General features: G+C 71.6%; 24 protein-coding genes and 2 tRNA genes. 17 read left to right on the top strand and 9 right to left on the bottom strand.

Going from position 1 to position 21,774, the window contains the following annotated elements:
• The first annotated feature begins 42 nt into the window (after positions 1–42).
• From NAF06_RS03500 to pheA, 4 genes are all read left to right on the top strand, one after another.
• Positions 43–555: a DUF7523 family protein gene (locus NAF06_RS03500; protein WP_008582144.1), complete on the top strand. Its 513-nt coding sequence runs from the start codon at positions 43–45 to the stop codon at positions 553–555.
• Positions 556–616: 61 nt separating this feature from the next.
• Positions 617–1,486: a CbiX/SirB N-terminal domain-containing protein gene (locus NAF06_RS03495; RefSeq protein ID WP_008582143.1), complete on the top strand. Its 870-nt coding sequence runs from the start codon at positions 617–619 to the stop codon at positions 1,484–1,486.
• 2 nt (positions 1,487–1,488) lie between these two features.
• Positions 1,489–2,667, top strand: a complete 1,179-nt coding sequence (locus NAF06_RS03490; protein WP_008582141.1) for a DR2241 family protein — start codon at positions 1,489–1,491, stop codon at positions 2,665–2,667.
• Between the two features lie 87 nt (positions 2,668–2,754).
• A complete protein-coding gene (gene pheA / locus NAF06_RS03485) occupies positions 2,755–3,561 on the top strand; it encodes a prephenate dehydratase (protein ID WP_008582138.1) in 807 nt (268 codons plus the stop codon).
• Between the two features lie 505 nt (positions 3,562–4,066).
• Here pheA and cysS read toward each other — a convergent pair.
• The 3 genes from cysS to NAF06_RS03470 form a co-directional block, all read right to left on the bottom strand.
• Positions 4,067–5,542 (bottom strand): cysteine--tRNA ligase, encoded by a 1,476-nt coding sequence (gene cysS / locus NAF06_RS03480; RefSeq protein ID WP_008582136.1) that lies wholly within the window; start codon positions 5,540–5,542, stop codon positions 4,067–4,069.
• A gap of 468 nt (positions 5,543–6,010) precedes the next feature.
• On the bottom strand, positions 6,011–7,273 hold the full coding sequence (ilvA, locus tag NAF06_RS03475; protein WP_008582134.1) for a threonine ammonia-lyase: 1,263 nt from the start codon (positions 7,271–7,273) through the stop codon (positions 6,011–6,013).
• A gap of 75 nt (positions 7,274–7,348) precedes the next feature.
• A complete protein-coding gene (locus tag NAF06_RS03470) occupies positions 7,349–8,734 on the bottom strand; it encodes a cryptochrome/photolyase family protein (RefSeq protein ID WP_008582132.1) in 1,386 nt (461 codons plus the stop codon).
• Between the two features lie 111 nt (positions 8,735–8,845).
• Between NAF06_RS03470 and NAF06_RS03465 the strand changes: the two genes are divergently transcribed.
• From NAF06_RS03465 to NAF06_RS03455, 3 genes are all read left to right on the top strand, one after another.
• A complete protein-coding gene (locus NAF06_RS03465) occupies positions 8,846–9,349 on the top strand; it encodes an Hsp20/alpha crystallin family protein (RefSeq protein WP_008582130.1) in 504 nt (167 codons plus the stop codon).
• A gap of 122 nt (positions 9,350–9,471) precedes the next feature.
• The gene (locus NAF06_RS03460) at positions 9,472–10,104 is read left to right on the top strand and encodes a protein-L-isoaspartate(D-aspartate) O-methyltransferase (protein WP_008582128.1); all 633 of its coding nucleotides are present in this window, start codon (positions 9,472–9,474) and stop codon (positions 10,102–10,104) included.
• Between the two features lie 93 nt (positions 10,105–10,197).
• Positions 10,198–10,998: a protein-L-isoaspartate O-methyltransferase family protein gene (locus tag NAF06_RS03455; RefSeq protein WP_008582127.1), complete on the top strand. Its 801-nt coding sequence runs from the start codon at positions 10,198–10,200 to the stop codon at positions 10,996–10,998.
• Between the two features lie 25 nt (positions 10,999–11,023).
• Here NAF06_RS03455 and NAF06_RS03450 read toward each other — a convergent pair whose 3' ends face one another.
• Positions 11,024–11,500: a DUF7382 domain-containing protein gene (locus NAF06_RS03450; RefSeq protein WP_008582124.1), complete on the bottom strand. Its 477-nt coding sequence runs from the start codon at positions 11,498–11,500 to the stop codon at positions 11,024–11,026.
• A gap of 104 nt (positions 11,501–11,604) precedes the next feature.
• Between NAF06_RS03450 and NAF06_RS03445 the strand changes: the two genes are divergently transcribed.
• The 4 genes from NAF06_RS03445 to NAF06_RS03430 all read left to right on the top strand — a co-directional run bounded on the left by NAF06_RS03445 (position 11,605) and on the right by NAF06_RS03430 (position 13,979).
• Positions 11,605–12,741 carry an ATP-binding protein gene (locus tag NAF06_RS03445; protein WP_049908611.1) on the top strand — a complete coding sequence of 379 codons (1,137 nt, stop codon included), beginning with the start codon at positions 11,605–11,607 and terminating at the stop codon, positions 12,739–12,741.
• Positions 12,742–12,804: 63 nt separating this feature from the next.
• Entirely contained in the window at positions 12,805–13,209 is a 405-nt protein-coding gene (locus NAF06_RS03440) for a fluoride efflux transporter FluC (protein WP_008582120.1), read from the top strand.
• Positions 13,206–13,568 (top strand): CrcB family protein, encoded by a 363-nt coding sequence (locus NAF06_RS03435; RefSeq protein WP_008582118.1) that lies wholly within the window; start codon positions 13,206–13,208, stop codon positions 13,566–13,568. Before NAF06_RS03440 ends, NAF06_RS03435 begins: the two co-directional genes overlap by 4 nt.
• Positions 13,569–13,664: 96 nt before the next feature.
• Positions 13,665–13,979: a hypothetical protein gene (locus NAF06_RS03430; RefSeq protein WP_008582116.1), complete on the top strand. Its 315-nt coding sequence runs from the start codon at positions 13,665–13,667 to the stop codon at positions 13,977–13,979.
• Between the two features lie 67 nt (positions 13,980–14,046).
• On the opposite strand, the gene cca is transcribed toward NAF06_RS03430, so the two are convergent.
• Positions 14,047–15,456 carry a CCA tRNA nucleotidyltransferase gene (gene cca / locus NAF06_RS03425; protein WP_008582114.1) on the bottom strand — a complete coding sequence of 470 codons (1,410 nt, stop codon included), beginning with the start codon at positions 15,454–15,456 and terminating at the stop codon, positions 14,047–14,049.
• A 160-nt stretch (positions 15,457–15,616) separates the two neighbouring features.
• Here cca and NAF06_RS03420 point away from each other — a divergent pair.
• The 3 genes from NAF06_RS03420 to NAF06_RS03410 all read left to right on the top strand — a co-directional run bounded on the left by NAF06_RS03420 (position 15,617) and on the right by NAF06_RS03410 (position 16,379).
• A tRNA-Asn gene (locus tag NAF06_RS03420) sits at positions 15,617–15,725 on the top strand.
• 68 nt (positions 15,726–15,793) lie between these two features.
• Positions 15,794–16,261, top strand: coding sequence for a group I intron-associated PD-(D/E)XK endonuclease (locus NAF06_RS03415; RefSeq protein ID WP_049908609.1), 468 nt, complete (start codon positions 15,794–15,796; stop codon positions 16,259–16,261).
• 42 nt (positions 16,262–16,303) lie between these two features.
• Positions 16,304–16,379 (top strand) — tRNA-Ile (locus tag NAF06_RS03410).
• 48 nt (positions 16,380–16,427) lie between these two features.
• Here the strand turns inward: NAF06_RS03410 and NAF06_RS03405 are convergent.
• On the bottom strand, positions 16,428–17,291 hold the full coding sequence (locus NAF06_RS03405) for a TIGR01548 family HAD-type hydrolase (RefSeq protein WP_008582110.1): 864 nt from the start codon (positions 17,289–17,291) through the stop codon (positions 16,428–16,430).
• 101 nt (positions 17,292–17,392) lie between these two features.
• Positions 17,393–17,893, bottom strand: coding sequence for a UPF0146 family protein (locus tag NAF06_RS03400; protein WP_008582107.1), 501 nt, complete (start codon positions 17,891–17,893; stop codon positions 17,393–17,395).
• A gap of 39 nt (positions 17,894–17,932) precedes the next feature.
• On the opposite strand from NAF06_RS03400, the gene NAF06_RS03395 reads away from it, so the two are divergent.
• The 3 genes from NAF06_RS03395 (at position 17,933) to ygfZ (ending at position 20,093) form a co-directional block, all read left to right on the top strand.
• Complete coding sequence (locus tag NAF06_RS03395; RefSeq protein ID WP_008582105.1) at positions 17,933–18,454, top strand: archaemetzincin family Zn-dependent metalloprotease; 522 nt, start codon at positions 17,933–17,935, stop codon at positions 18,452–18,454.
• A gap of 63 nt (positions 18,455–18,517) precedes the next feature.
• Entirely contained in the window at positions 18,518–18,817 is a 300-nt protein-coding gene (locus NAF06_RS03390; protein ID WP_008582103.1) for a DUF6432 family protein, read from the top strand.
• Positions 18,818–18,935: 118 nt separating this feature from the next.
• Positions 18,936–20,093, top strand: coding sequence for a CAF17-like 4Fe-4S cluster assembly/insertion protein YgfZ (gene ygfZ, locus NAF06_RS03385; RefSeq protein ID WP_008582101.1), 1,158 nt, complete (start codon positions 18,936–18,938; stop codon positions 20,091–20,093).
• 35 nt (positions 20,094–20,128) lie between these two features.
• Here the strand turns inward: ygfZ and NAF06_RS03380 are convergent, their stop codons facing one another.
• Both NAF06_RS03380 and NAF06_RS15445 read right to left on the bottom strand, forming a co-directional pair.
• The gene (locus NAF06_RS03380; RefSeq protein WP_008582099.1) at positions 20,129–21,304 is read right to left on the bottom strand and encodes an inorganic phosphate transporter; all 1,176 of its coding nucleotides are present in this window, start codon (positions 21,302–21,304) and stop codon (positions 20,129–20,131) included.
• Complete coding sequence (locus NAF06_RS15445; RefSeq protein WP_256470648.1) at positions 21,304–21,432, bottom strand: DUF7859 family protein; 129 nt, start codon at positions 21,430–21,432, stop codon at positions 21,304–21,306. Before NAF06_RS15445 ends, NAF06_RS03380 begins: the two co-directional genes overlap by 1 nt.
• Positions 21,433–21,774 lie beyond the last annotated feature (342 nt).

Genomic DNA, 21,774 nt, shown 5'->3' with positions numbered 1-21,774 from the left:
GCGACCGAAACCGCCTTGCGCCGCGCCCGCGGACCGGGAGGCATGTCGCTGGCAGCCGACACCCGCGAGGCCGTCCGGTCGCGCCCGTTCGTCTTCGACGCGCTCCGCGCCGGACTCCTGAACCACAGCGCCGCGGCCGAGTGGCTCGCCGAGACCGCCGACCTCGACGGCGACTCGGACGCGATCGCGGCCGCGCTCCGCCGCTTCCGCGAGGACCTCCCGGCGTACGCGACCGAGTCGCGTGAGACGACCGTCTCGATGCGGAGCGGCGTCGGGGTCGCCGACCTCGGCGACGAAGCGGCTCCGCTCCTCCGCGTCGGCGACACCGGCGTCGTCTCGGACGGCGACCACACGGCGGTCGTCGCGGCCGGGGACGTCGACGCGGAGGCGCTCGGAGCCGTCGTCCGCCGGTTCGCCGCCCGAGAGGTCCCGGTCGTCGCCGCCGGCGTCGCGGGGGACGCGCTGGTCTGCGTCGTCGGTCGCCGGGACGGTCCCGACGCGGTTCGCATCGTCGAGGCCGCGCTCGACGCCGCGCCGAGGTCCGACGCGTCCTGACCCGTTCCCGGCCCGCCGAAGTCTCCGAAGTCCCTAAGAGCGGCGCGGCCCCAGAACGGGTATGCAATCGCTCGTCATCGTCGCGCACGGCTCCCACCTCAACCCGGAGTCGAGCGCGCCGACGTACGACCACGCCGACACGATCCGAGCCACCGGTGCCTTCGACGAGGTCCGCACCGGCTTCTGGAAGGAGGAGCCGCACTTCCGGGAGGTGCTCCGCACCGTCGAGGGCGACGAGGTGTACGTCGTCCCGCTGTTCGTCTCGGAGGGGTACTTCACCGAGCAGGTGATCCCCCGCGAACTCCGCCTCGACGGGTGGGACGTCTCGCAGTGGGGGTCGGACGGCCTCTCCGCGGACCAGGCCACGCTCGTCGCCGAGGACATCGACCGGGAGGTCCACTACTGCGGTCCGGTGGGGACCCACCGCGCGATGACCGACGTGATCGTCCGCCGCGCCGAGTCGGTCACCGACGACCCCGACGTGGGGGACGACTTCGGCCTGGCGGTCGTCGGCCACGGCACCGAGCGCAACGAGAACTCGGCGAAGGCGATCGAGTACCACGCCGACCGGATCGCCGAGCGCGACCGCTTCGACGAGGTGAAGGCGCTGTACATGGACGAGGACCCGGAGGTCGACGACCTCCCCGAGCACTTCGAGAGCGACGACGTGGTCCTCGTCCCCCTGTTTATCGCCGACGGCTACCACACTCAGGAGGACATCCCGGAGGACGTCGGGCTCTGCGAGGACCACACCGAGGGGTACGACGTGCCCGAGACCGTCGACGGCACCCGGATCTGGTACGCCGGCGCGGTCGGCACCGAACCGCTGATGGCCGACGTGGTCTTGGAGCGCGCGGCCGACGCCGGCGCTGCCCTCGGCACCGCGCTCGACGACGTGCGCGAGACGACCCGCGTCGCCACGGGGGACTGACCGTGGCCGACTCCACCCCCGCGACCGACGAGGGCGAGGCGGGCGACGACGAGCCCGCGGTCCCCGATATCGACCTCCCGGGCGACGCGTTCGACGCGGTCCTCGACGCGCTCGCCGACCGCGACGCGGGCGACCCGCTCCGGTTCGAGGGGTTCGGCGTCGCCCGCGACGAGGACGGCGGATACGTCCTCGACGACGTCGACCGCCGGACCGGGCTCTCCGAGCGCGACCTCCACGCCGCGCTCGACGAGCGCGCGCCGGCGGTCACGGACTGGTACGCGTTCGAGCGCGTCGTTGGCGAGTTCGGGCCGCGACGCGCCTTCGTCCGCTGGATCGAGGACGCCGACGGCGAGACGGTGGCGACCCGCTACGCGGCGCTCGCGGCGGGCGTCGAGCGCGCGTGGGGCGAACTGAAGATCACGGCGACCGTCACGGACCGGGGCGAGCGCCGCTACGACGTGCGCCACGCGGACGACGCCGGCGTTCCCGTCGACGAGCTGGAGGCGCACGACGACCCGCTCGACGCGCGCGACCTCGTCACCCTCGACGAGAAGGGTCGATACCGGCCGCTGAAGACCGCGCCGTCGCTCGCGGGCGGGTGGGTGTTCCCCGACCTCGGTCCGCGTGACCTCTACGAGACGGTCGAGACGATCTACCCTGCGACCGTCGCCAACTGGCACCGCGAGCGCGAGGGGAACCTGGACGTGAACCACTGGCGCGAGACGATGGAGCGCCAGTCCGGCATCTACGGCGTCGTGAAGACGTGGGACCGCGGCGAGGGCCACGAGCACGTGAACTGGGTCGCGGAGGCGTGCTGCGACGACTCGCAGTGTCTGAAGCGACGGGAGTGGGGGTACGACGAGGACACGGACCTCGATGTCGACGGCGGCGACGGCGTCTTCCCCTGCCGCGAGCCCTGCTCCGTGGTGGTGTCGGCCGCGCGCAAGTGGACGCGGCTGGAGAGCGAGCAGCCGCGCACCTACGAGTTCGAACTGACGCCGAGCGAGAAGGAGCAGGTGGAAGACATCATCGACGCGGTCGCGGACGGCCGGATCGACGAGATCCGCGAGGCGGACGCGAAGGAGGGCGCGAACCGCTACCGGACGCGGTTCCTCCGCGCCAAGCTGTTCGACGACGAGGGGAACCTCGGCGGCGTGCCGACCGAGCCGGACGACGAGTAACGGGCCTCGGCTCCCGTCGGAGCGCGTCCGCCCCAAACGTCGCCGCGCCCCGCAGGCTTTTCTCACCGCCCCCGGTACGATGGGGTGATGAACGCCGTCACGCTGGGTCCCGCCGGCACGTACTCGCACCGCGCCGCGCGCGCCGTCGCCGCCGAGGTGTCGTTCCGGGAGTCGGTCACCGCCATCGTCGACGCCGTCGCCGACGGCGAGTTCGAGCGCGGGGTCGTCCCAATCGAGAACAGCATCGAGGGCTCCGTCACGGAGAGCCTCGACGCCCTCGCCGACTACGACGTGTCGGTCACCCGCGAGGTCGTCACCCCGATCCGCCACGCCCTCCTCGCGCAGGACGACGGGTTCGAGGTCGTCGCGAGCCACTCGCAGGCGCTCGCGCAGTGCCGCAACTGGCTCGAAGCGAACTACCCGTCGGTGAGCCTCGAAGCCGTCGCCTCCACCGCCCGCGGGGTCGAGCGCGCCCGCGAGGACGCCCGGGTCGCCGGGATCGGCCACCCGGACAACGCCGGCGACGACCTCGAGATCCTCGCGCAGGACATTCAGGACCGCACCTCGAACGCGACGCGCTTCCTCGTGGTCGCCCCCGAGTCGGCGCGGTCGGACGCCGGCGGGAAGACCACCCTCATCGTCTACCCGAACGCGAACTACCCCGGACTCCTCCTCGAACTGCTGGAGGCGTTCGCCGACCGCAACCTCAACCTCTCGCGGATCGAGTCGCGCCCGAGCGGCGAGCGCCTCGGGGACTACCTGTTCCACTTCGACGTTGACGCCGGCCTCTACGAAGACCACATGGCGAAGGCGGTCGGAGACGTCGAGGCCATCGCCGACAAGGGGTGGGTGAAGGTGCTCGGCTCGTACGACACCGAGCACGTGTTAGACTGAGAGTCCGATCTCGGAAGATTACGACTCGACGCCGATTAGGCGTCTAAACAGGCGGATCAGCCAGTCACAGCCAATAAACGAATGTAGCGGTGCGGTGGCGCGTGCCGGCGAGCGCCCTGATAAGGGCGCGAGTCGCACGCCCGAGGGAGTCGCTGGCCCCGGAGCGGAGCGACGGCGACTGACGAGGCTGGGGAGGCGTGAGGCTGTGGTGCGGTGCTGGGCGGGACTCGAAGGGGCAGTCGCGAGGCGGACAGAGGTGAAGTAAGCACCGCAGGAGCGAGTGAAACGAGCGACGAGGAGCACAGCGAGCGTCTGTCCGCCTCGCGGCTGGGGCTTCGGTGGTCGTCGTGTCGATCGGCGATTTATCAGCAACCACCTACGGCCGAGCGACTGGGGCTTCGGCGGTGGTCCCCCTATCACTACAAACAGCAAAGCGACGAGCGCTTCTCACTTCGGCAGCCGCTCCCCGACCACCGGCCTCCATAGCAGAGCATGAGTACGCGTCCTACTCGAACCGGTACGTCGCGCCGTCCGGGCCGTCCTCGATCTCGACGCCGACCTCGCGGAGCGCGTCGCGGAGCTCATCGGCGCGCTCGTAGTTGCCGGCCTCGCGCTCGGTCTCGCGCACGTCCAGAATCAGCTCGACCAGCTCGCCGGCCAGATCCACGTCGCCGTCGCTCGGCGACTCGAACTGGAGGCCGAGCACGTCGCCGCCGAGTTCCTCGAACGCCTCCACCGCCTCGCGGAGAGCGCGGTAGTCGTGTGGCGGCTCCGAATCGACGTGCCGGTTCACCGCGTCCGTGAGATCGAGGAGCGCCGCGGTCGCCTCCCGGAGGTTGAGGTCGTCGTTCATCGCGGCCGCGAAGTCCTCGCGGGCGTCGTCGACGGCCCCGCGAAGCTGTTCGTCCTCGGCCTTCGCGCGGGCGTCGGTCGAGTCGAGCGCGTCGACCGCGCGGTCGTACGTCCGGGAGAGCCGCTCCCAGCGCTCCTCGGCCTCCGCGATCGTCTCCTCGGTGAGCGCCTGCTCGGAGCGGTAGGCCGCGCCGGCGTAGAAGGTGCGGACCACGTTGACGCCGAGCTCTTCGAGGGCGTCGGGGACCGTCCAGAAGTTGCCGATGGAGGAGGACATCTTCTCGCCGTCCATCTCCAAGAGGCCGACGTGAAGCCAGTGGCGCGCGAACGTCTCGCCGGTGGCGGCCTCCGACTGCGCGATCTCGTTTTCGTGATGGGGGAAGACCAGGTCGCGGCCGCCCATGTGGATGTCGAGCGTGTCGCCGAGGTGCGTCGTCGACATCGCCGAGCACTCGACGTGCCAGCCGGGCCGGCCCTCGCCCCACGGCGACTCCCACGTCTCGCCGTCGGGCGTCTCCGCGCCGTGGTCGTGTTTCGCGTGTTCGCGCGCGGCGGTCTCGCTCACGCCGTCCGCCTTCCACAGCGCGAAGTCCGACGGGTTGCGCTTCTCCGAGCGCTCGTCCGGTTCGCCCTGCGCTTCGAGCGCGTCGAGCTCCTGGTTCGAGAGCTTCCCGTACTCCTCGAAGCTCGTCACGTCGAAGTAGACGGAGCCGTTCGACTCGTAGGCGTACCCCTTCTCGACCAGCGTCTCCACGAGGTCGATGATCTCCGGGACGTGTTCGGTGACGCGGGGGTACACCTCGGCCCGCTTCAGGTTCAGTCCGCGCATCGCGTCGAAGACGCTCGCGGTGAACGTCTCGGCCACGTCGCGCTCCGCGGCCCACTCGTCGCGCTCGCCGACGCGGGCCGTGATCTTCTCGTTCACGTCGGTGACGTTCTCGACGTGGCGCACGTCGTAGCCGACGTGTTCGAGCCACCGGTGGAGGACGTCCGCGTGGAACCACAGGCGGGCGTGCCCGAGGTGGGGGTCGTCCGACACCGTCAGGCCGCAGACGTACAGCGTGACGTCGCCGTCGGCCGTGAACTCGACGCGCTCGTCTCCTAAGGTGTCGGTAACGACGAGACTCATTACGAGGTCGTTGCCGGAGTGAGCGTTTTAAATCGTCGGATCGAGCGAGAGTACCCCTGCGGGTACCCCGTCGGGCCGATCGATCGGTCGGCAACGGCGGCGACCAACGTCGCGATCGCTTCCACCGAAATCCCAGTGGCTCGGCTGTACGTAGTCGCTTGTAACCGACTGATCGACACCAAGACCGCCGAAGCCCCAGTCGCGACGGCTCGCGCGCCTTGCTGCGCGCCGCACTCGCTCCGCTCGTGCGGTGCTAGCTGCGGCGTGCTTCGCCCTCGCGACTGCCCCTTCGAGTCCCGCCCCGCACAGCACCGCAACCGCGCCTCACTCCTCCCCAGCCTCGTCGCTGGCACCCTCCGCTTCGCTCCGGGGCCAGCGACTCCCTCGCGCGTGCGACTCGCGCCCTTATCAGGGCGCTCGCCGGCACGCGCCACCGCAGTTCGACTTATAAGTAATCGACTCCGCCCCTCACGCCTCCCGCGTCGTCCACTCGACCTCGTAGCCGGCCTCGCGCACCGCGTTCAGGACGCGGTCGACGTGGGCCGGCCCGTTGGTCTCCACCTCGAAGACGAGGTCGGCGTCGCCGACCGGCAGGTCCGGTCGGCTGCGCTCGTGGCGCACCGTTCGGATGTTCGCGCGCTCCGCGCCGATCAGGGTGGATATCTCCCCCATCGTTCCGGGAGTGTCGTCGATCCGGACGGAGAGCTCGATCAGCTGGTCGCGGTCCACGAGGGCGTGGGTCACCACCTCCTTCAGCGTCGTCACGTCGATGTTGCCGCCGCAGAGCAGCGGGACGACCGTCTCGCCGGCCAGATCGAGATCGCCGAGGGCGTCGTCGTTCAGGAGCGCGGCCGCGGCGGTCGCGCCCGCGCCCTCGACCATCTGCTTCGCGCGCTCTAAGAGTAACAGGATCGCGTTCGCCACGTCGTCGTCGCTCACGACGACGGCGTCGTCGAGGTGCTCGTCGAGGAGGCCGAACGTGAGTTCGCTCAGCCCGCCCGTCGCGATCCCGTCGGCGATGGTGTCCGGCTCCTCGCGCGTCACGAGTTCGCCTGCCGCGAGGCTCTCCGAGAGCGTGGACGCCCCCTCCGTCTGAACCCCGATCACGCGCGTCTCCGGCGACCGCGCCTTGACCGCGGCCGCCACCCCGCCCGCGAGCCCGCCGCCGCCGACCGGGACGAGGACGGTGTCGATCTCGGGCACCTGCTCGATCACCTCCAGCCCGAGCGTCCCCTGCCCGGCGACCACGTCGGGGTCGTCGAACGCGTGGACGAACCGCGCGCCGGGCTCGTCGACGAGCGTCTGCGCGTGCGCCATCGCCTCGGGGAAGGCGTTCCCCCGGAGGACGACCGACGCACCGTAGGCGCGCGTCGCCTCGATCTTCGCGGCCGGCGCGGACTCGGGCATCACGATCGTCGCGTCGATCCCGGCGTCCGCCGCCGCCAGCGCGACCCCCTGCGCGTGGTTGCCCGCGCTCGCGGCCACGACGCGCTCGATCGCGGGCTCGTCGGTCCCCGCGCCGGAGCCGTCGAGCGCCCGCGAGATCGCGTTGTACGCGCCGCGCGTCTTGAACGAGCCGGTGCGCTGGAGGTGCTCCATCTTGAGGCGCACGTCCGCCCCGCACCGCTCGCTCAGCGACCGGCTCCGCTCGACCGGCGTGCGCTGGACGATGTCGGTGTCGGCGACCCGCTCGGCGGCGGCCTCGACGTCGGCGACCGTGACGGTGGACATGGCGGAGGCGTTCTCGGGGACCGAGGAAAAGGACTCGGTTACGGAACGGCGGGATCCGACGCCGCGGTCGGCCGCCTACCGCTTCCCGAGCGCCTCCTCGAAGACGCGCTGGGCCCGCTCGTACCCCTCGTTCCGGTCGACGATCGGATGCGGGTAGTCGGGCGCGAGCTCCTCGCGCTCCGCGCGCGACAGGGTCGGCCAGTCGACGACCTTCCCCGCCGGCACGTCCGAGAGCTCCGGGACGTACGCCTTCACGAAGCGGGCGTCCGCGTCGTACTTGCTCATCTGGCTCACCGGGTCGAAGATGCGCACGTCGACGGAGTCGGTCCCGGTCGAGGCGGTCCACTGCCACGCCCCGTGGTTGGAGGCGTAGTCGTGGTCGATCAGCTGTTTCGTGAAGTAGCGCGCGCCGCGCCGCCAGTCGATCAGGAGGTGCTTCGTCAGGAAGCTCGCGACCACCTGCCGCGGGCGGTTGTGGATATACCCCTCCGCGTTCAGCTGTCGCATCCCGGCGTCGACGAGCGGGTAGCCCGTCTCGCCGCGCGTCCACGCCTCGAACGCGGCGTCGTCGTCGCGCCACGCGATCTCGTTCGGGAACGACTTGTAGTTCGACACCGCCAGATCGGGGGCGTAGTACAGCAGGTGGTACATCTGCTCGCGCCACGACAGCTCGTAGCGGTACTTGTCGACGTTGCGGCGCTCGCCGCCGGTCACGGCGTCGTACACGTCGCTCGCGCCCACCCACAGCTCCCGGATCCCGATCGCGCCCGTCGCCAGGTACGGAGACATCCGCGAGACCGCGTGCGTCGGCTCCTCGACCGCCCGTGCGAGGTCGTCGCGCGTGTCGTTGTACGACGTGATCCCGTAATCGAGGAACTCGTCGAACCGCTCGCGCGCGGCCTCGTACCCCGCCTCGGGGAGGTCGATGTCGGCGTCCGGCTCGGGGACGGTCTTGCCGTCGCGCACGTCGGCCAGCGCCTCGGGGTCCGGCTCCGCGTACGGGCCGCGCTTCGGCACGGTCTCCCAGTCGTCGTGGAACTGCCCGTGACTGGGGTAGCGGGCTTCCAGCCGCCCCGGGTCCACCAACACCAGATCGGTCCGCGAGTCGGTCTCGACGCCCGCCCCCGCGAGCGCGTCCTCGACCGCCCGCTGCCGGTTCCGGCGCGCCGGGCGGTAGTGCTCGTTGTAGAACACCGTCTCGGCCTCGTACTCCGCCGCGAGGTCGGCGAGGACCTCGTCGGGGTCGCCGGCGCGGACGATCAGGTCGCTCTCCAGTTCCCGATACCGCTCTTCCAGTCGCTTCACGTGGCGCAGGAAGAACGCGCGCTGTCGCGCGCCGACCGTCGCGAGCAGGTCGGCGTCGTACACGAAGGCCGGCACGACCTCTCCCTCTCGGGCCGCGGCCGCGAGGCCGGCGTTGTCTCGCGTGCGAGCGTCCCCGCGGTGCCAGAACAGCTCCATGCGATCCGATGGGTCGCCAGCGGATAGTGTCTGTCGGCCGTCGGTTCCGGGCGACTCCGCCCCTCGGCCCGCCAGTACGTTCAATACGCTCCGTCTCGAATCCTGTCCTGTATGACCCGACGCGATCCCTTCGACGAGATCGAGGAACTGCTCGAACGGATGGGCCGCGAGTTCGAGGAACTCGGCGGGACGCTGGAGGGGACTGCCCCCGAGGTTCCGCGGCTTCCCGGGGCCCGCGACGTCGACGTCGACGTGATCGAGGACGACGAGTCGATCGTCGTCGTCGCCGACCTCCCCGGGTTCGACGCCGACGACGTCGACGTCGAACTCCGCGACGACGCGCTCGTGATCGCCGGCTCCCGGGAGGAGTCGACCGAGTTCGCCGTCGCCGACGACGGCGAGGCGGACGGCGCGGACGACGCGGACGAGACCGACGACGGCGTCCGCTACCACCGACGGGAGCGCCGCCTCCGGTCCGTCTCCCGGCGAGTCCCGATCCCGCGGCCGATCGAGGCCGACGCCGCGACCGCGTCCTTCGACGCCGGCGTGCTCACCGTCACGCTCCCCAAGCGCTCCCCCGACGACGAGAGGGGACACACGATCGACGTGAACTGACGCCGATCGACCGAACTGCCTGCCCGCCTTCCGGCCGAATCGCTTCCTCTATTCCGCGGCCGAATCGCTTCCTCTATTCCGCGGCCGATGCTTTCTCTACGTGTCCCGTGTTACCGCCCCTCATGAGCGACGCCGACCGCGCGGCCGCCAGACGCGAACTAGTGAGCGCGCTCCGCCGACGCCTCGACGCGAGCGAGCGGACGCTGTCGGCGATCAGTGCCGTCCCGCGTCACGAGTTCGTCCCGGAGCCCCACCGGGACTCCGCCTACGCTGACCGCCCTCTCCCGATCGGCCGCGATCAGACCGTCAGCGCGCCGCACATGGTCGCGACGATGACGGACCTCCTCGACGTCGAGCGCGGCGACCGCGTCTTCGAGGTGGGGACCGGTTGCGGCTACCACGCCGCGGTCGTCGCCGAGGTTGTCGGTCCCGGGAACGTCTTCTCCGCCGAGCGCGTCCCGGAACTGGCCGCCGACGCGCGGGAGCGACTCGCCCGCCTCGGCTACGACGTGACCGTCGTCGCCCGCGACGGGCGCGAGGCGTTCGCCGACGAGGCCCCGTTCGACGCCGCCTACCTCACCTGCGCAGCGCCCGAGTCGATACCGGCGGCGATCGTCGACCGCGTTTCCCCGGGCGGCCGCGTCGTCGCGCCCGTCCGGGAGGCCGGCCGCCAGCGGCTCGTCCGCCTGACGGTCCGTGAAGGCGGCGTCGACCGCGAGGACCACGGCGGCGTGCGATTCGTGCCGATGCGGTGACCGCCCCCCCCCCCGCGGAGGCGGTTTTCTGTCGGCGCGCGGTACCGACCCGACGAACGCACGCTTTTAGAGGACCGAGTCCCGAGTCCGGCCATGGACGAAGCGTCGCTCAGGGCGGACATGATCGAGGGGCTCGAACACTCGATCGGCGAGCCGATCGACCCCCCCGTGCTGACCGCGCTCCAGCGGGTCCCCCGCGATCCCTTCGTGGACGACTCCCCCCGCGGCGGGGCCGTCGACAGCGACGACCCCCACTCGCTCTCGCTCGAAACGGTGGTTCGCCTCGTCACCGCGCTCGACGCCGCCGAGGGCGACTCGGTCCTCGTCGTCGGTGCCGGTATCGGGTACTCCGTCGCGATGATCGCCGAGATCGCGGGCGCTCGTCGGGTTCACGCGATCGACATCGATCGGTCCGCCGTCGTGGCCGCGCGGTCGAACCTCGACGCGGCCGGCTACGAGGCGGTCCTCGTCGACCGCGCGGACGGCGCGGACGGGCTCCCGGCGTACGCGCCGTACGACCGGATCCTCCTCGAAGCGGCCGTGGTCGAGCCGCCGCGCGCCCTCCGCGAGCAGCTCGCGGCCGACGGTCGGATCGTCTACCCGCGCGGCGCTGGGGTCCAGACGGTCACGGCGATCGAACCGTCGTCGCCCGGCGACTCCGATTCGGCCGACGCGAGCGAGGCTGACGCCGCCGCCGACGCGGACGCGCCTGCCGGCTTCGAGACGGTCGAGACGCACGGCCCGGCGCGGCTCCAGCCGATGCTCGTCGAGGGCGAACAGCCCGGGGTGGAGCGGAACCGCACCCGCCGTGAGGACGCCGAACACGCAGAACGGGGACGACAGCGGCGACACGGCTGGGAACAGGACTGGATCGACTGGGACGACCGGATCTGAGGGCGTCGCGGGCCTCCGACCCGCCTCACTCCTCGACGACGAGCACCTCGGTGTTCCCCCGCTCGTCGACGTAGTCGCCCTCGGCCGGCGGCTTGATGTCGACCGTGAGCGTCCCGTCCGCCTGATTCGGACCGAGCTCCGGGTCGACGTCCACGCTCGCGACGCCCTCGCTGTCCGTCTGTGCGGTGGCGACCCCGTCCATCCGCGCGGAGCCGCCGCGGACGATAACGGTCGCGTCCGCGACGCGGGAGCCGTCCGGGTCGACGACCGCGACGTCGATCGTCTGGTCGCCGGGCGCGGTCACCTCCGGCTGCGGCTGCGCGTCGAGCTCCGTCGCGGCCAGCCCGTCGATGTCACCGATCATCCCCATCATCACGCTCAGGCTGGCGACCCCGACGACCAGGGCGATGACGAGGCGCACGGGAAGCCCCTCGATCGCTCGGGTGTCGGTGCTGAACGTCCGCCGGTTCGCGGTGCGCGAGTCGTGTGTTCGATCGGACATACGCCGGGTGGCCGCGGCATGGTATATAAAGAGTCGGCCGGCGGCGGTCAGGTTCGACCTCTCGACTGAATCCGATCGCCTCCCCGTCCGACCGTTTTTACGGGATGCCGAGACCACCCGACCGCGTGTACGTACTCGGCCGCGACGGCGACGACGGAACGGAGCGCGACCCGCCGCACACCGCCCGTATCGGTTCCTTCCTCGCGCGCGACGGGAGCGCCGGCGCGCCGGTCGGCGTCGACCTCGACCGTCCGCACGCGGGGGTCGTCTTCGGCAAGCGCGGGACGGGTAAGTCCTACACGCTCGGCGTCCTCGCCGAGGAACTCGCCGAGGCCGACGGCGTCGTCCCGGTCGTCGTCGACCCGATGGGCGTCTTCGGCGGTCTCGAAGCGGCCGGCGGTCGCGTCGTCGACCCCGCGGTCCGGCCCGCGTCGATGCCGCCGTCGGCGTGGCCGGACCTGCTCGGGCTCGACCCGGCGAGCGGGCCGGGGAGCCTCGTCTGGCGCGTCGTCGCGGACGCGGTCGACGAGAGCGACGGAGCCCGAACGGACGCCGGCGACGCCGGGTCGACGGCCGCCGACCGTCCGTCCCCGTCGCTCGCGGCGCTCCGCGAGGCGGTCGACGCGGCCGACGCCCCGGCTGAGACGCGGCGCGCCGCGGCGAACCACCTCCGGCTTGCGGCATCGTGGGGGGTCTTCGACGGCGACGCGCCGCCGGTCGCCTCGCTCGCGACAGACGGCGACCCCGTCGTCCTCGACCTCGCCGGCGTTCCCGGCGCGGCCGCGGCCGCCGTCGTCCGCGCGGTCGCCCGCGGGCTCTACGACGCGCGGGTCGAAGACGACCTCCCGCGGCTCCCGTGGCTGCTCGTCGACGAGGCGCACGCGCTCTTCGGCGGCGTCGCGGAGCCGGCGCTCCGAACTCTCCTGACCCGCGGACGCGCCCCCGGCGTCTCGCTCGTCTGTGCGACCCAACGACCGGCCGCGCTGCCGAGCGTCGCCGTCTCGCAGTCGGACCTGCTCGTCTCCCACCGGCTCACCGCCGAGCGCGACGTGGACCGGCTGGCGGAGGCGGAGGCGACGTACCTCGCCGGCGACCTCGCGTCCAGGCTCCCCGACGGCGTCGGCGAGGCGCTCGTCGTCGACGACGCCACCGAGACCGCCCACACCGTTCGGATCCGCGAACGGCGGACGCCGCACGAGGGGGAGAGCCCCCGCGCGAGTCGCCCGTCGGAGGCGGAGTGAACCCGGGCGCGGAGCGGCACTCCGAGTCAGAACGCACAAGCGCTTCCCGGACGACCGACAGGCATGGATCGGACCCCGTACGGCTTCCTCCTCGTCGCGGTCGGCGGGTTCCTCGGAGCGGTCGCCAGATACGCGACAGACGCCGCGGCGAGCGGGCTCGTCGCCCTCGCGACTTCCGGCGCTGGCCTCGCGGTCCTCGGCGGGACGGCGACCGGCGTCGGCACCCTGACCGCGAACGTCGCCGGTTCGTTCGCGCTCGGGGTCCTGTTGACTCGAGCGCCGAGCGACCGGATCCGGCTCCTCGTCGGGACCGGCGCGCTCTCGTCGTTCACGACGTACAGCACGTTTGTCTCGGACGCGGTCGCCCTCGGAACTCCGGCGGGCGCGTGGTACGTCGCCGCCAGCTACGTCACCGGGCTCGCCGCGGCCGCGCTCGGGCTCGCCGTCGGGGGGCGGCACCGGCGATGACCGCCGAACCGTTCCTCGCGACCGCCCTCGTCGGCGTCGGTGGGGCCCTCGGCGCGATCTCGCGTCACGCGGTCGCCCTTCGCGTCGAGGGGGGCCGGTCGATCCTCGCCGTCAACGCGCTCGGGAGTTTCGCCCTCGGTGCGGTGGCCGCCGCACCGGTCGGGTCGGCGGCGACGCTGCTCTTCGGCGTCGGCTTCTGCGGGGCGTTCACGACGTTCTCGTCGTTCGCCGTCGGGACCGTCCGGGCGGCGAGCGAGACCGGCGGCCGCGCCGCGGCGGCGGTCGCGGCGTCGAACCTCGCGGCCGCGCTGGTCGCGTTCCTCCTCGGCTCGATCGCCGCCGGCGGCCTCCCGAACTGAGCGCCGTCCGATCCCCGACCGGTTTCCGTTCGTCGGCCGCTCGGCCCCGGGCCGACAAGCGATAGGTACAGGATCCTCCGGCCCGTATCCGAGCGCGTGACCGACACCGACCGCTCCGTCGACGCCGAGTCGGCAGGCTCGGGCGACTCCGGATCGTTCCCCGAGGACGCGGATCCCGAAGACGTCCCCGAGCTCGGCGACCTCTCGATCCTCCAGCGCGCGTTCGTCGCGGCGGTCCAGAACCCCTCTCGCGGAGTGCTGGTCGTCGGCCTGCTCGCGTTCGCGCTCGCCTTCTACGCCGCGTTCTGGCTGTCGTTCCCCCGCGTCGCCGGGCTGCTCTCGGCGCTCGCGGCGGTCGTCGCTCTCGTTGCGGCGGTCGTCTACTGGCTTCTCGACCGCGTCTCTCGGTGACGCTCGCCCTCTCGCCGGCGTCCGGATTCGGATCCGGATCCCCGCGGCCGCGCACCGACGGACGCTCTCACGGTCGCGGCTCGTAGAACTCGCGGAGCGGTCGGCCGAACGCGGGCGCGAGCGTCGCGACCGCGTCGCCGACCAGCACGTCGCGGTCGTCGAACGCCGACTCCACCTGCGCGCCCAGCGCCACGTCGCTCGCGGCGTCGCTCTCTAAGTACTCCCTGACGGTGTGGAACTCGCGCTCGCGCTCGACTACGTAGCGGTCCCCGTCGATGAACGGGCCGTACGTGTCCGGGTCGACGTCGTCGACGTACGACTCGTAGAAGCTCGCCGCGTGTTTCCGGACCGCGACCGGCGGTCCCTCGTGGCGCTCGACGGCCGGTCGCTCCGTCACCTCCAACTCCGCGTACAGCGCCGCTCGCGTCGTTCCGGCGGAATTCTCCGTCTCGATTCTCGCGTCCGTCATGGCCCGCGACCGGAGGACGTCGAAGCCGTGGTCGTTCAGTCCGCGAACGATCCCGTCCAGCGAGCGGCGGAGCTGCGGCCACAGCTGGTCGTCGACGAGGTCGGGGGCGTCGAAGACGACCGCGACGGGCGTCGTCTCCCGTCGGTCGAGGTGGTCGCGGACCTCGCCGGGGTCGAGCGGCTCCGGCTCGTCCGGCTCGAAGAGGGCCTCGCTCGGAGCCGCGAGCAGTTCTCGGGCGTAGTGCTGGAACCGCGCGAGGTTCGTCGCCGACAGCACCGCGGCGACGTTCCGCGTCGGGTCCGTGGGGTCGACGACGACCAGCGGGTCCTCGAACGTGCGCTCGGCGTGTCCCTCGGGGTCGAACTCCACCGGCGGGTGCCAGCTCCGGGCCGACTCGACGAGCGGGACGAACCCGCCGAGTTCCAACACGAGCAGCTCCGTGAGGTACCCGGAAAAGCCCTCGGTCCGGAGGTCGCTGCCGTACGCCCCGATCCCCTTCAGGAAGGCCTTCGCAAGCACCACGTCCGCCGCGAGGTCGTCGTCGAGCCGCGCCGAGAGGTACGCGTCGTGGAACGGGGTGCGGTCGACCGCCGACACCAGGTCGCCCGCCGTCTCCACGTCGTGACAGGGCACCAGGTCGACGTCGAACCCGTCGTAGTTCCCCTTCACGTACGGGTGTTCCGCGTACTCCTCGTGCCCGTCGGGGAGGACTTCGTGTCCGACTGTCAGCCCGTACTGCTCCAGTTCGGCGCGGTCGAGGTCGGCGTCGAACCGGACGAAGAGGTCGATGTCGCGGTCGCCGGCGACCCACGTGCCGCGCGCGGTCGACCCGACCTGAACCACGTCGGCGTCGACCGAGAGGTCGGCTATCGCCTCGCGGGTCCGCTCGGTCAGCGCCGCGCTCGCCGTCTTCAGCCGCTCGCGCTCCTCCGGCTCCGGGAGGACGCGCTCGCGGACGCGAGACAGCACCGCGTCCAACTCCTCGCCGAGCGCCTCCTCATCGTCCATACCGACACCACTCGGGGTCCGGCCGAAAACGTGTCGGTCGGATCGGCGGCCCCGCGGCCGGCCGGCGCGTCACCGTCCCGCAGCGTTCGCGTCCGTCGAACCTCGCCCCGTCGGGCGGAAACGAAAGCCATATCAAATCGACGCGAGTACGCGAAAGTGAGCCGAAGTAGCTCAGTTGGTAGAGCGCCTCGCTGTTACGACGCTCGGCGGAACTTCCCCCGACCGTCACAGTCACGAGGCGGTCCCAGGTTCGAGTCCTGGCTTCGGCGCTTCCCCTTCGCGACACCACTTCCACCAAGTGGCCACCCTGCTTGTTACTCGCCGTCCTTCGTTGCGTATGCCGAATCGAAGCGAACGGTTTGCTTCGCTCGAGGGGCCACACGAACGGGGACAGGCAGCTGAGGCGATCGTAAAGTCGGCGTTCGTGAATTGCGGTGTTTCCGTGCTTGTTCCCGGGTATGACAACGAACCGTACGATATCGCGATCGAGTCAGATGGTGACTTCTACCGCATCCAGATCAAGACGGCGTTTGAGGCGACCACCGACGGCGCGGTACGGTTCCGAACCCGGAGCACGCGGACGAAGAGTTCGGGATACGAGCGGGAGGGATACGACGGACGCGTCGATCTCTTCGCGGTTTACGTGCCTGTCCATGACGAGGTGTACTTGGTCCCGATCGAAGATACGGCCGAGACTCAGATGACGATCAGGTACGAACCTGCCGAGAACGGCAACCGGGCGAACGTGAACTGGCACGCGGACTACCGGCTTGACGCCGTCCTCGATCGGCTCCGATCGGGGTAATGCGGTAACCTAAAGAGTATGCCTCGTGTACCGAACGCCTACGGGCCTTTAGCTTAGTCTGGTTCAAAGCGATTCGCTCATAACGAATTGATCGCCGGTTCAAATCCGGCAAGGCCCATTTTCCGCCGATCCGCACTGCGATCCCCGGAATCCGATTTACTGCCGACTACTCCAACAGGTCCACCAGTTCGTTCACGTCCTCGACGACGGCGTCCGCGCCGCTCTCGGCGAACTTCTCTCGGCCCGAGTCGCCCGTCAGTCCCCCCGTCAGCACGCCGATTCCGTAGTAGATCCGGGTCGCATCGGCCTCGTCGGCGTTGCGCGCGGTGCGCACGTCGTCGAGGGTGTCGCCCGCGAACGCGACCCGCTCGGCGTCGAACCGCTCCGCGAGCTCCACGAGCGCCCGCGGGTGCGGCTTCCCCTCCTCCCAGTCGTCCATCGTGAACCGGCGGTCGTCGGGCACGTCGAAGCCGACGCGCTCTAGGGCGATGTCGGCCTCCGCGGCCGGCCGGCCGGTGAGGACGCCCACGTCGAACCGCGCCGTGAGGTCGGCGATGGTCTCGGGGTCGACGAGCGTCGGCTCGTCGTGGATGTACCCGTCCGTTTCGACCGGCGGCTCGCCGCCCTCCAGCTCCCGGTACAGCTCCGAGCCGAGGTACAGCGCCTGGAAGGTCTCGCGGAGCGCGTCCCGGTCCCACTGGTCGCGGACTCGGGCCTGCGCGACCCGCGGGAGGTCGCCGACGACCTCCTTGGCCGCGTCGAGGCCGCCGCCGAGTTCGCGGACTCGGTCGGTGAACTCGTCGATGTCCATTCGGAGCCCCTCGCGGCGGGCCAACACGAACAGCGCGGCCGCGTCCGTCAGCTCCCAGTCGTTGTTGAACCCGCCGGCGTCCTTGAACGCCTGAACCGCCGCCGGATCGATCGGCTTCCCGCACACCCGGTCGACGGACTCGAGGATCGCCCGCCGGTAGGAGTCCGCCACGTCGACCAACACCCCGTCGATGTCGAGGACCACTGCGTCGACCTGCATACCGCTACCCCGGCTGGCGGCGGAATGAACGTTCGGGTTCGCGGTCGCCGTCGCCGGTTCCGTCTCGCCCCTCCCGTTCCTCGGTCGACGGGACCCGCCGGTCACCGCGCGACGTACACGACCGTCCCCGACCCCGCCGAGCGCCGCCGCACCTCGACCACCGGCTCCTCGAACCCGAGCGTGGTGAACAGGCAGTCGGCGTCGAGCAGCCCGGCGAGCGCGACGGTCGGCGACTGGAGTTCGGCGGGGAGGTTCCGCGCGTACACGGCGTCGACGCGCGTCGCGTCCGACGCGTCCGCGCCGTCACCGCACTCGTCCGCGTCGAGTCCGAGCGCGCGGCCGACGGCTCGGTCGTCGTCGGTCGCCAGCGCCGTCACGTCCGCGGCGACGACCCGGAGCGACCCGCCGCCGGCTTCCCACGTCTCGCTCGCCGCATCCCGTGCCGCGTCGCTCACCGCGACGTCGACCGCGACCACCTCGCGGCCGCGGTCCGCGAGCGCGATGGCGACGCCCGGACGCCGGCCGACGCCGACCTCGATCAGTCGCTCGTATCGGTCGAGGGCGTCGACGAGCGCCCGTTCCGACGGCGGTGGTGGCCCCACGGCGCGGGCTTTATGATTGCGGCGGCCAAAAGCGGTTCCATGCTCGTGGACATCGTCCCCGTCGGAGACGTCACCCCCCAAGTGAAGCGGGAGGCTTCCGGCGCGCTGCGCTCCGTGTACGACTGCGACGTGACGGTCCACGACGATCAGCCGATCCCCGGGTCCGCGTTCGACGCCGACCGCTCCCAGTACCGCGCCGAGGACCTCATCGAGACGGTCACGCGGGTCGGCGGCGGCGAGAAGAACATCGGAATCACGCCCGAGGACCTCTACTACCGCCGCCGGAACTACGTGTTCGGCCTCGCGTACCTCAACGGGAGCGGCTCCGTCATCTCCACGCACCGCCTCCGCACCTCCTCCGACGGCGGCGTCTCCACGAAGCCCGCGGTCGACGTGTTCGGCGACCGCGTCCGCAAGGAGGTCGTCCACGAGATCGGGCACACGCTCGGCTTGGAACACTGCGACAACAGCAAGTGCGTGATGTCGTTTTCCCCCACCGTCCGCGAGGTCGACGTGAAAGAGGAGAACCTCTGTGGCACCTGTTCTCGGCTCGTTCGCTGACCGCCCGTTCGTTCCGGACGCGTCGCCGGTAGACGTAAAGTCCGCCCCGTACAAGGGACGCGTATGGCCGCAAAGCCGGAATACCGCGACCGGCCGGACGTCGAGGTCGCGCTGCTCGACGCGCTCGTCGACCGCGGCGACGAGGGGATGACGGTCCTCGAACTTCGCGCGGCCGTCGACGCCGACATCGACGCCGTCGAGGAGGCGCTCTCCGCGCTGAAGGAGGACTCCCTGATCGTCGTCGAGACCGAGGAGCGCGTCCGGGTGTACGCCCACGACCGGGTCGTCCCCGACCCGGACGCGCCGGACGACGACTCCTCGGAGAGCCTCGTCGACGCGATCCGCGACCGGATCGGGCTGTAGCCGCCTCGTCGCGCGCCGCCGTCGTTTCGCCCCGCACTACCATCGCCCCCTCGCTACCGTCTCGTCCCGCGCCGCCGGAGACGGCGGCCTTTTGACGCTCGATCGCGTCCCTGCGACCATGACACTCGTCTCCGGCACCCACGACGCGCACGGCGCGGCGTACCGCGACCGCGGCGGTCGCGAGGTGGTCGACCACTACGGCAAGCCCGTCCGCGTCGGCAAGGCGGTCCGCAAGGTCGCCGGCGTGATCGAGATGGGGTACGGCGTCCTCGCCGTCCGGGGGAGCGACCGCGTCGAGTTCGTCGACAACGCCGTCTCGAACCGCGTCCCGACCGAGGACGGCGAGGGGACCTACGCCCTGCTCCTCGACCCGCAGGGCGGGATCGAGACGGACATGTACGTGTACAACGCCGACGAGCGCCTGCTCGTCTTCCTCCCGCCGGAACGGGTCGAGTCGGTCGCCGCCGACTGGGCGGAGAACGTGTTCATCCAGGACGTCGAGATCGACGACGTCTCCGAGGAGTTCGGCGTGTTCGGCGTCCACGGCCCCAAGTCGACGGAGAAGGTCGCGTCCGTCCTCGGCGGTCCCGGCGCGCCCGAGGAGCCGCTCTCGTTCGTCCGCGGGTCGATGGTCGACGCCGGCGTCTCTGTGATCGCGACAGACGCGCCGCTGGGCGAGGAGGGCTACGAGATCGTCTGCGCCGCCGCCGACGCCGAGGACGTGTTCGACACCCTGATCAACCGCGGCCTCAACGCCACGCCCTTCGGCTACCGGACGTGGGACGCGCTCGCCACGGAGGCCGGAACGCCCCTCTTCGAGTACGAACTCGCCGGGACGGTCCCCAACGTCCTCGGCCTCCGGAACGCGCTCGACTTCGACAAGGGGTGTTACGTCGGGCAGGAGGTCGTCTCCCGCGTGGAGAATCAGGGCCGGCCGAGCCGGCGACTCGTCGGCCTCGAACTCGACGGCCTCGCCGAGGCGGTCGCCGACGTCGACGCGGACGCCGACCCGGGGGGGATCGACGACGCGCTCCCCGCCGCCGGCGCGGCCGTCTTCGACGGCGACGAGGCGGTCGGCGAGGTCACGCGCGCCGCGGTCGGGCCCGCGACGGACGTACCGATCGCATTGGCGCTCGTTGCGTTCGACGCCGACCTCGACGGGGTCGCCGTCCGGGTCGACGGCGACGAGGTCGCCGCGACCGCCGCCGACCTCCCGTTCGTCGACGGGAGCGCCCGGTCCGCGCGGCTCCCGACGTACCCGGAGCTACCCGTCTGAGCGTTCGGACCGTCCCGCAAACCGACCGGAAGGATTCACAGCGCGAAGTCGACGGCCGAGAAGACGACGAACCCGAGCGCGAACGCGCCGACGAGCGACCCGATCCACGCCAGAACCGTGTACCCCATCTTCTTGCGGCTCACGCCCGCGTCCCCGGCGGCGTACCCCGCCCCGACGATCGCGGAGACGATGATCTCGTTGAACGAGACGGGGATCCCGAAGGCGACGGCCGTCTGCGCGATCGCGAACGACGGGATGAGCGCCGAGATCGACCGCCGCGGTCCCATCGAGGCGTAGTCCTGCGAGATGGCCTTGATCATCCGGGGCGCGCCCGTCCACGACCCGGCCAGCAGCCCCACCCCGCCGCCGACGAGCAGCGCCCACACGGGGACGCCGACCTCGCTGAAGATCGGGACGAGCGGGCCGATCGCGAGGCCCACCTGCGACCCGCCCGCCGAGAACGCGACGAGGCCGCCCATCGCGAGCAGGAACCGGCGCTGTGCGCCCTCGCGGTCGCGGCCGAGGTCAGCGTACACGGCGACCGCGACGAGCGCGGCGACCGCGAGGCTCACCGCCGGGGCCCCCGCGCCGCCGATCCCGAGTCCCGACCCGAGGACGGCCGCGACCGACGCCTGCTCCCCGGCGGGACCGAGCAGCGCGAACCCGACGTTCGCGAGGATCGCCCCCACGAGTCCGGCGAGGACGGCCGTGAGCGGGCGCTCCGGCAGCGAATCGCCGATGAGCGTCCGGGCGACGCCGTAGGCGACGCCGCCGCCGACGAACGGGGTGAGCACCCACAGCGTCGCGATCTCGGCGTACTTCGGCCACGCCGGGTCGCCGCCCATCGCGAGCCCGACGCCGACGACCGCGCCGGTGACGGTGAACGCCGTCGCGATCGGGTAGCCGGCGAAGACGCCGACCGCGACCAGCGCGGCGGCCGTGACGAGCGCGACGATGGCCGCCACCGCCGTGAGCGTCACCCCGCCGATCAGCTCGGTCCCGACCGCCTCCGTCACGTTCGCGCCCTGGAGTATCGCGCCGAGCAGCCCGAGGACGCCGACGACGAGCCCGGCCCGCATCACGGAGATGGCGTTCGCGCCGACCGCGGGCGCGAACGGGGTCGACCCCGACGAGCCGGCACCGATCGACCACGCCATGAAGAGGCTGGCGGCGGCGGCGACGACCAGCGTCGCGGCGGTGACGAGGACCATCAGTTCCGCCCGTCGTTGTACCCCTCGTTCAGTCCCGTCACCGTGCGACGGACGAGGAGGAACCCGAAGAAGAACAGCCCGAGAAGACCCACCAACAGCAGGACGACCAGCGGCTGGACCGGGAGCATACGTTCGAATCCGTCGGGGCGCGGTTATAAGTTTCGAGGCGGCGAGTCGCCCGACCACCCGGCGACGCGGCCGCCCCGACGGAGCGATCGGTGACTAAAACGCCCGCTTGTCTCTCAGCCACGTATATGTTGTCAGCCGCGGTACGTACTGGTGCGACCCCCGCTTCGGCCCTCAAACGCTCGAACCGCCGACCGACGCGCCGGCGGATCGGATTCGCACGCTCCCTCCCCTGCCCGGTACCCCTCCCCCACCGTGCGACCGACCGCCGGCACCCGCACCCGCAGCAGTCCGGGTCCTCTACCGTGCACACGACCGTCGGCCGGCCGGGCCGTCGCGGGGCG

This window comes from Halorubrum hochsteinianum, assembly GCF_023702125.1.
Taxonomy (GTDB): Archaea; Halobacteriota; Halobacteria; order Halobacteriales; family Haloferacaceae; genus Halorubrum; species Halorubrum hochsteinianum.
Note: the sequence above shows the minus strand (reverse complement) of the source record. Positions and strands in the feature narration are given on the sequence as shown.

Bases quoted from the DNA above. Each gene is read 5' to 3' on its own strand.
- NAF06_RS03500 (WP_008582144.1), top strand. From the start codon at position 43: ATGTCGCTGGCAGCCGACACCCGCGAGGCCGTCCGGTCGCGCCCGTTC.
- NAF06_RS03495 (WP_008582143.1), top strand. From the start codon at position 617: ATGCAATCGCTCGTCATCGTCGCGCACGGCTCCCACCTCAACCCGGAG.
- pheA (WP_008582138.1), top strand. From the start codon at position 2,755: ATGAACGCCGTCACGCTGGGTCCCGCCGGCACGTACTCGCACCGCGCC.
- cysS (WP_008582136.1), bottom strand. From the start codon at position 5,542: ATGAGTCTCGTCGTTACCGACACCTTAGGAGACGAGCGCGTCGAGTTC.
- ilvA (WP_008582134.1), bottom strand. From the start codon at position 7,273: ATGTCCACCGTCACGGTCGCCGACGTCGAGGCCGCCGCCGAGCGGGTC.
- NAF06_RS03470 (WP_008582132.1), bottom strand. From the start codon at position 8,734: ATGGAGCTGTTCTGGCACCGCGGGGACGCTCGCACGCGAGACAACGCC.
- NAF06_RS03465 (WP_008582130.1), top strand. From the start codon at position 8,846: ATGACCCGACGCGATCCCTTCGACGAGATCGAGGAACTGCTCGAACGG.
- NAF06_RS03460 (WP_008582128.1), top strand. From the start codon at position 9,472: ATGAGCGACGCCGACCGCGCGGCCGCCAGACGCGAACTAGTGAGCGCG.
- NAF06_RS03455 (WP_008582127.1), top strand. From the start codon at position 10,198: ATGGACGAAGCGTCGCTCAGGGCGGACATGATCGAGGGGCTCGAACAC.
- NAF06_RS03450 (WP_008582124.1), bottom strand. From the start codon at position 11,500: ATGTCCGATCGAACACACGACTCGCGCACCGCGAACCGGCGGACGTTC.
- NAF06_RS03445 (WP_049908611.1), top strand. From the start codon at position 11,605: ATGCCGAGACCACCCGACCGCGTGTACGTACTCGGCCGCGACGGCGAC.
- NAF06_RS03440 (WP_008582120.1), top strand. From the start codon at position 12,805: ATGGATCGGACCCCGTACGGCTTCCTCCTCGTCGCGGTCGGCGGGTTC.
- NAF06_RS03435 (WP_008582118.1), top strand. From the start codon at position 13,206: ATGACCGCCGAACCGTTCCTCGCGACCGCCCTCGTCGGCGTCGGTGGG.
- cca (WP_008582114.1), bottom strand. From the start codon at position 15,456: ATGGACGATGAGGAGGCGCTCGGCGAGGAGTTGGACGCGGTGCTGTCT.
- NAF06_RS03415 (WP_049908609.1), top strand. From the start codon at position 15,794: ATGCCGAATCGAAGCGAACGGTTTGCTTCGCTCGAGGGGCCACACGAA.
- NAF06_RS03405 (WP_008582110.1), bottom strand. From the start codon at position 17,291: ATGCAGGTCGACGCAGTGGTCCTCGACATCGACGGGGTGTTGGTCGAC.
- NAF06_RS03395 (WP_008582105.1), top strand. From the start codon at position 17,933: ATGCTCGTGGACATCGTCCCCGTCGGAGACGTCACCCCCCAAGTGAAG.
- NAF06_RS03390 (WP_008582103.1), top strand. From the start codon at position 18,518: ATGGCCGCAAAGCCGGAATACCGCGACCGGCCGGACGTCGAGGTCGCG.
- ygfZ (WP_008582101.1), top strand. From the start codon at position 18,936: ATGACACTCGTCTCCGGCACCCACGACGCGCACGGCGCGGCGTACCGC.
- NAF06_RS03380 (WP_008582099.1), bottom strand. From the start codon at position 21,304: ATGGTCCTCGTCACCGCCGCGACGCTGGTCGTCGCCGCCGCCGCCAGC.
- NAF06_RS15445 (WP_256470648.1), bottom strand. From the start codon at position 21,432: ATGCTCCCGGTCCAGCCGCTGGTCGTCCTGCTGTTGGTGGGTCTTCTC.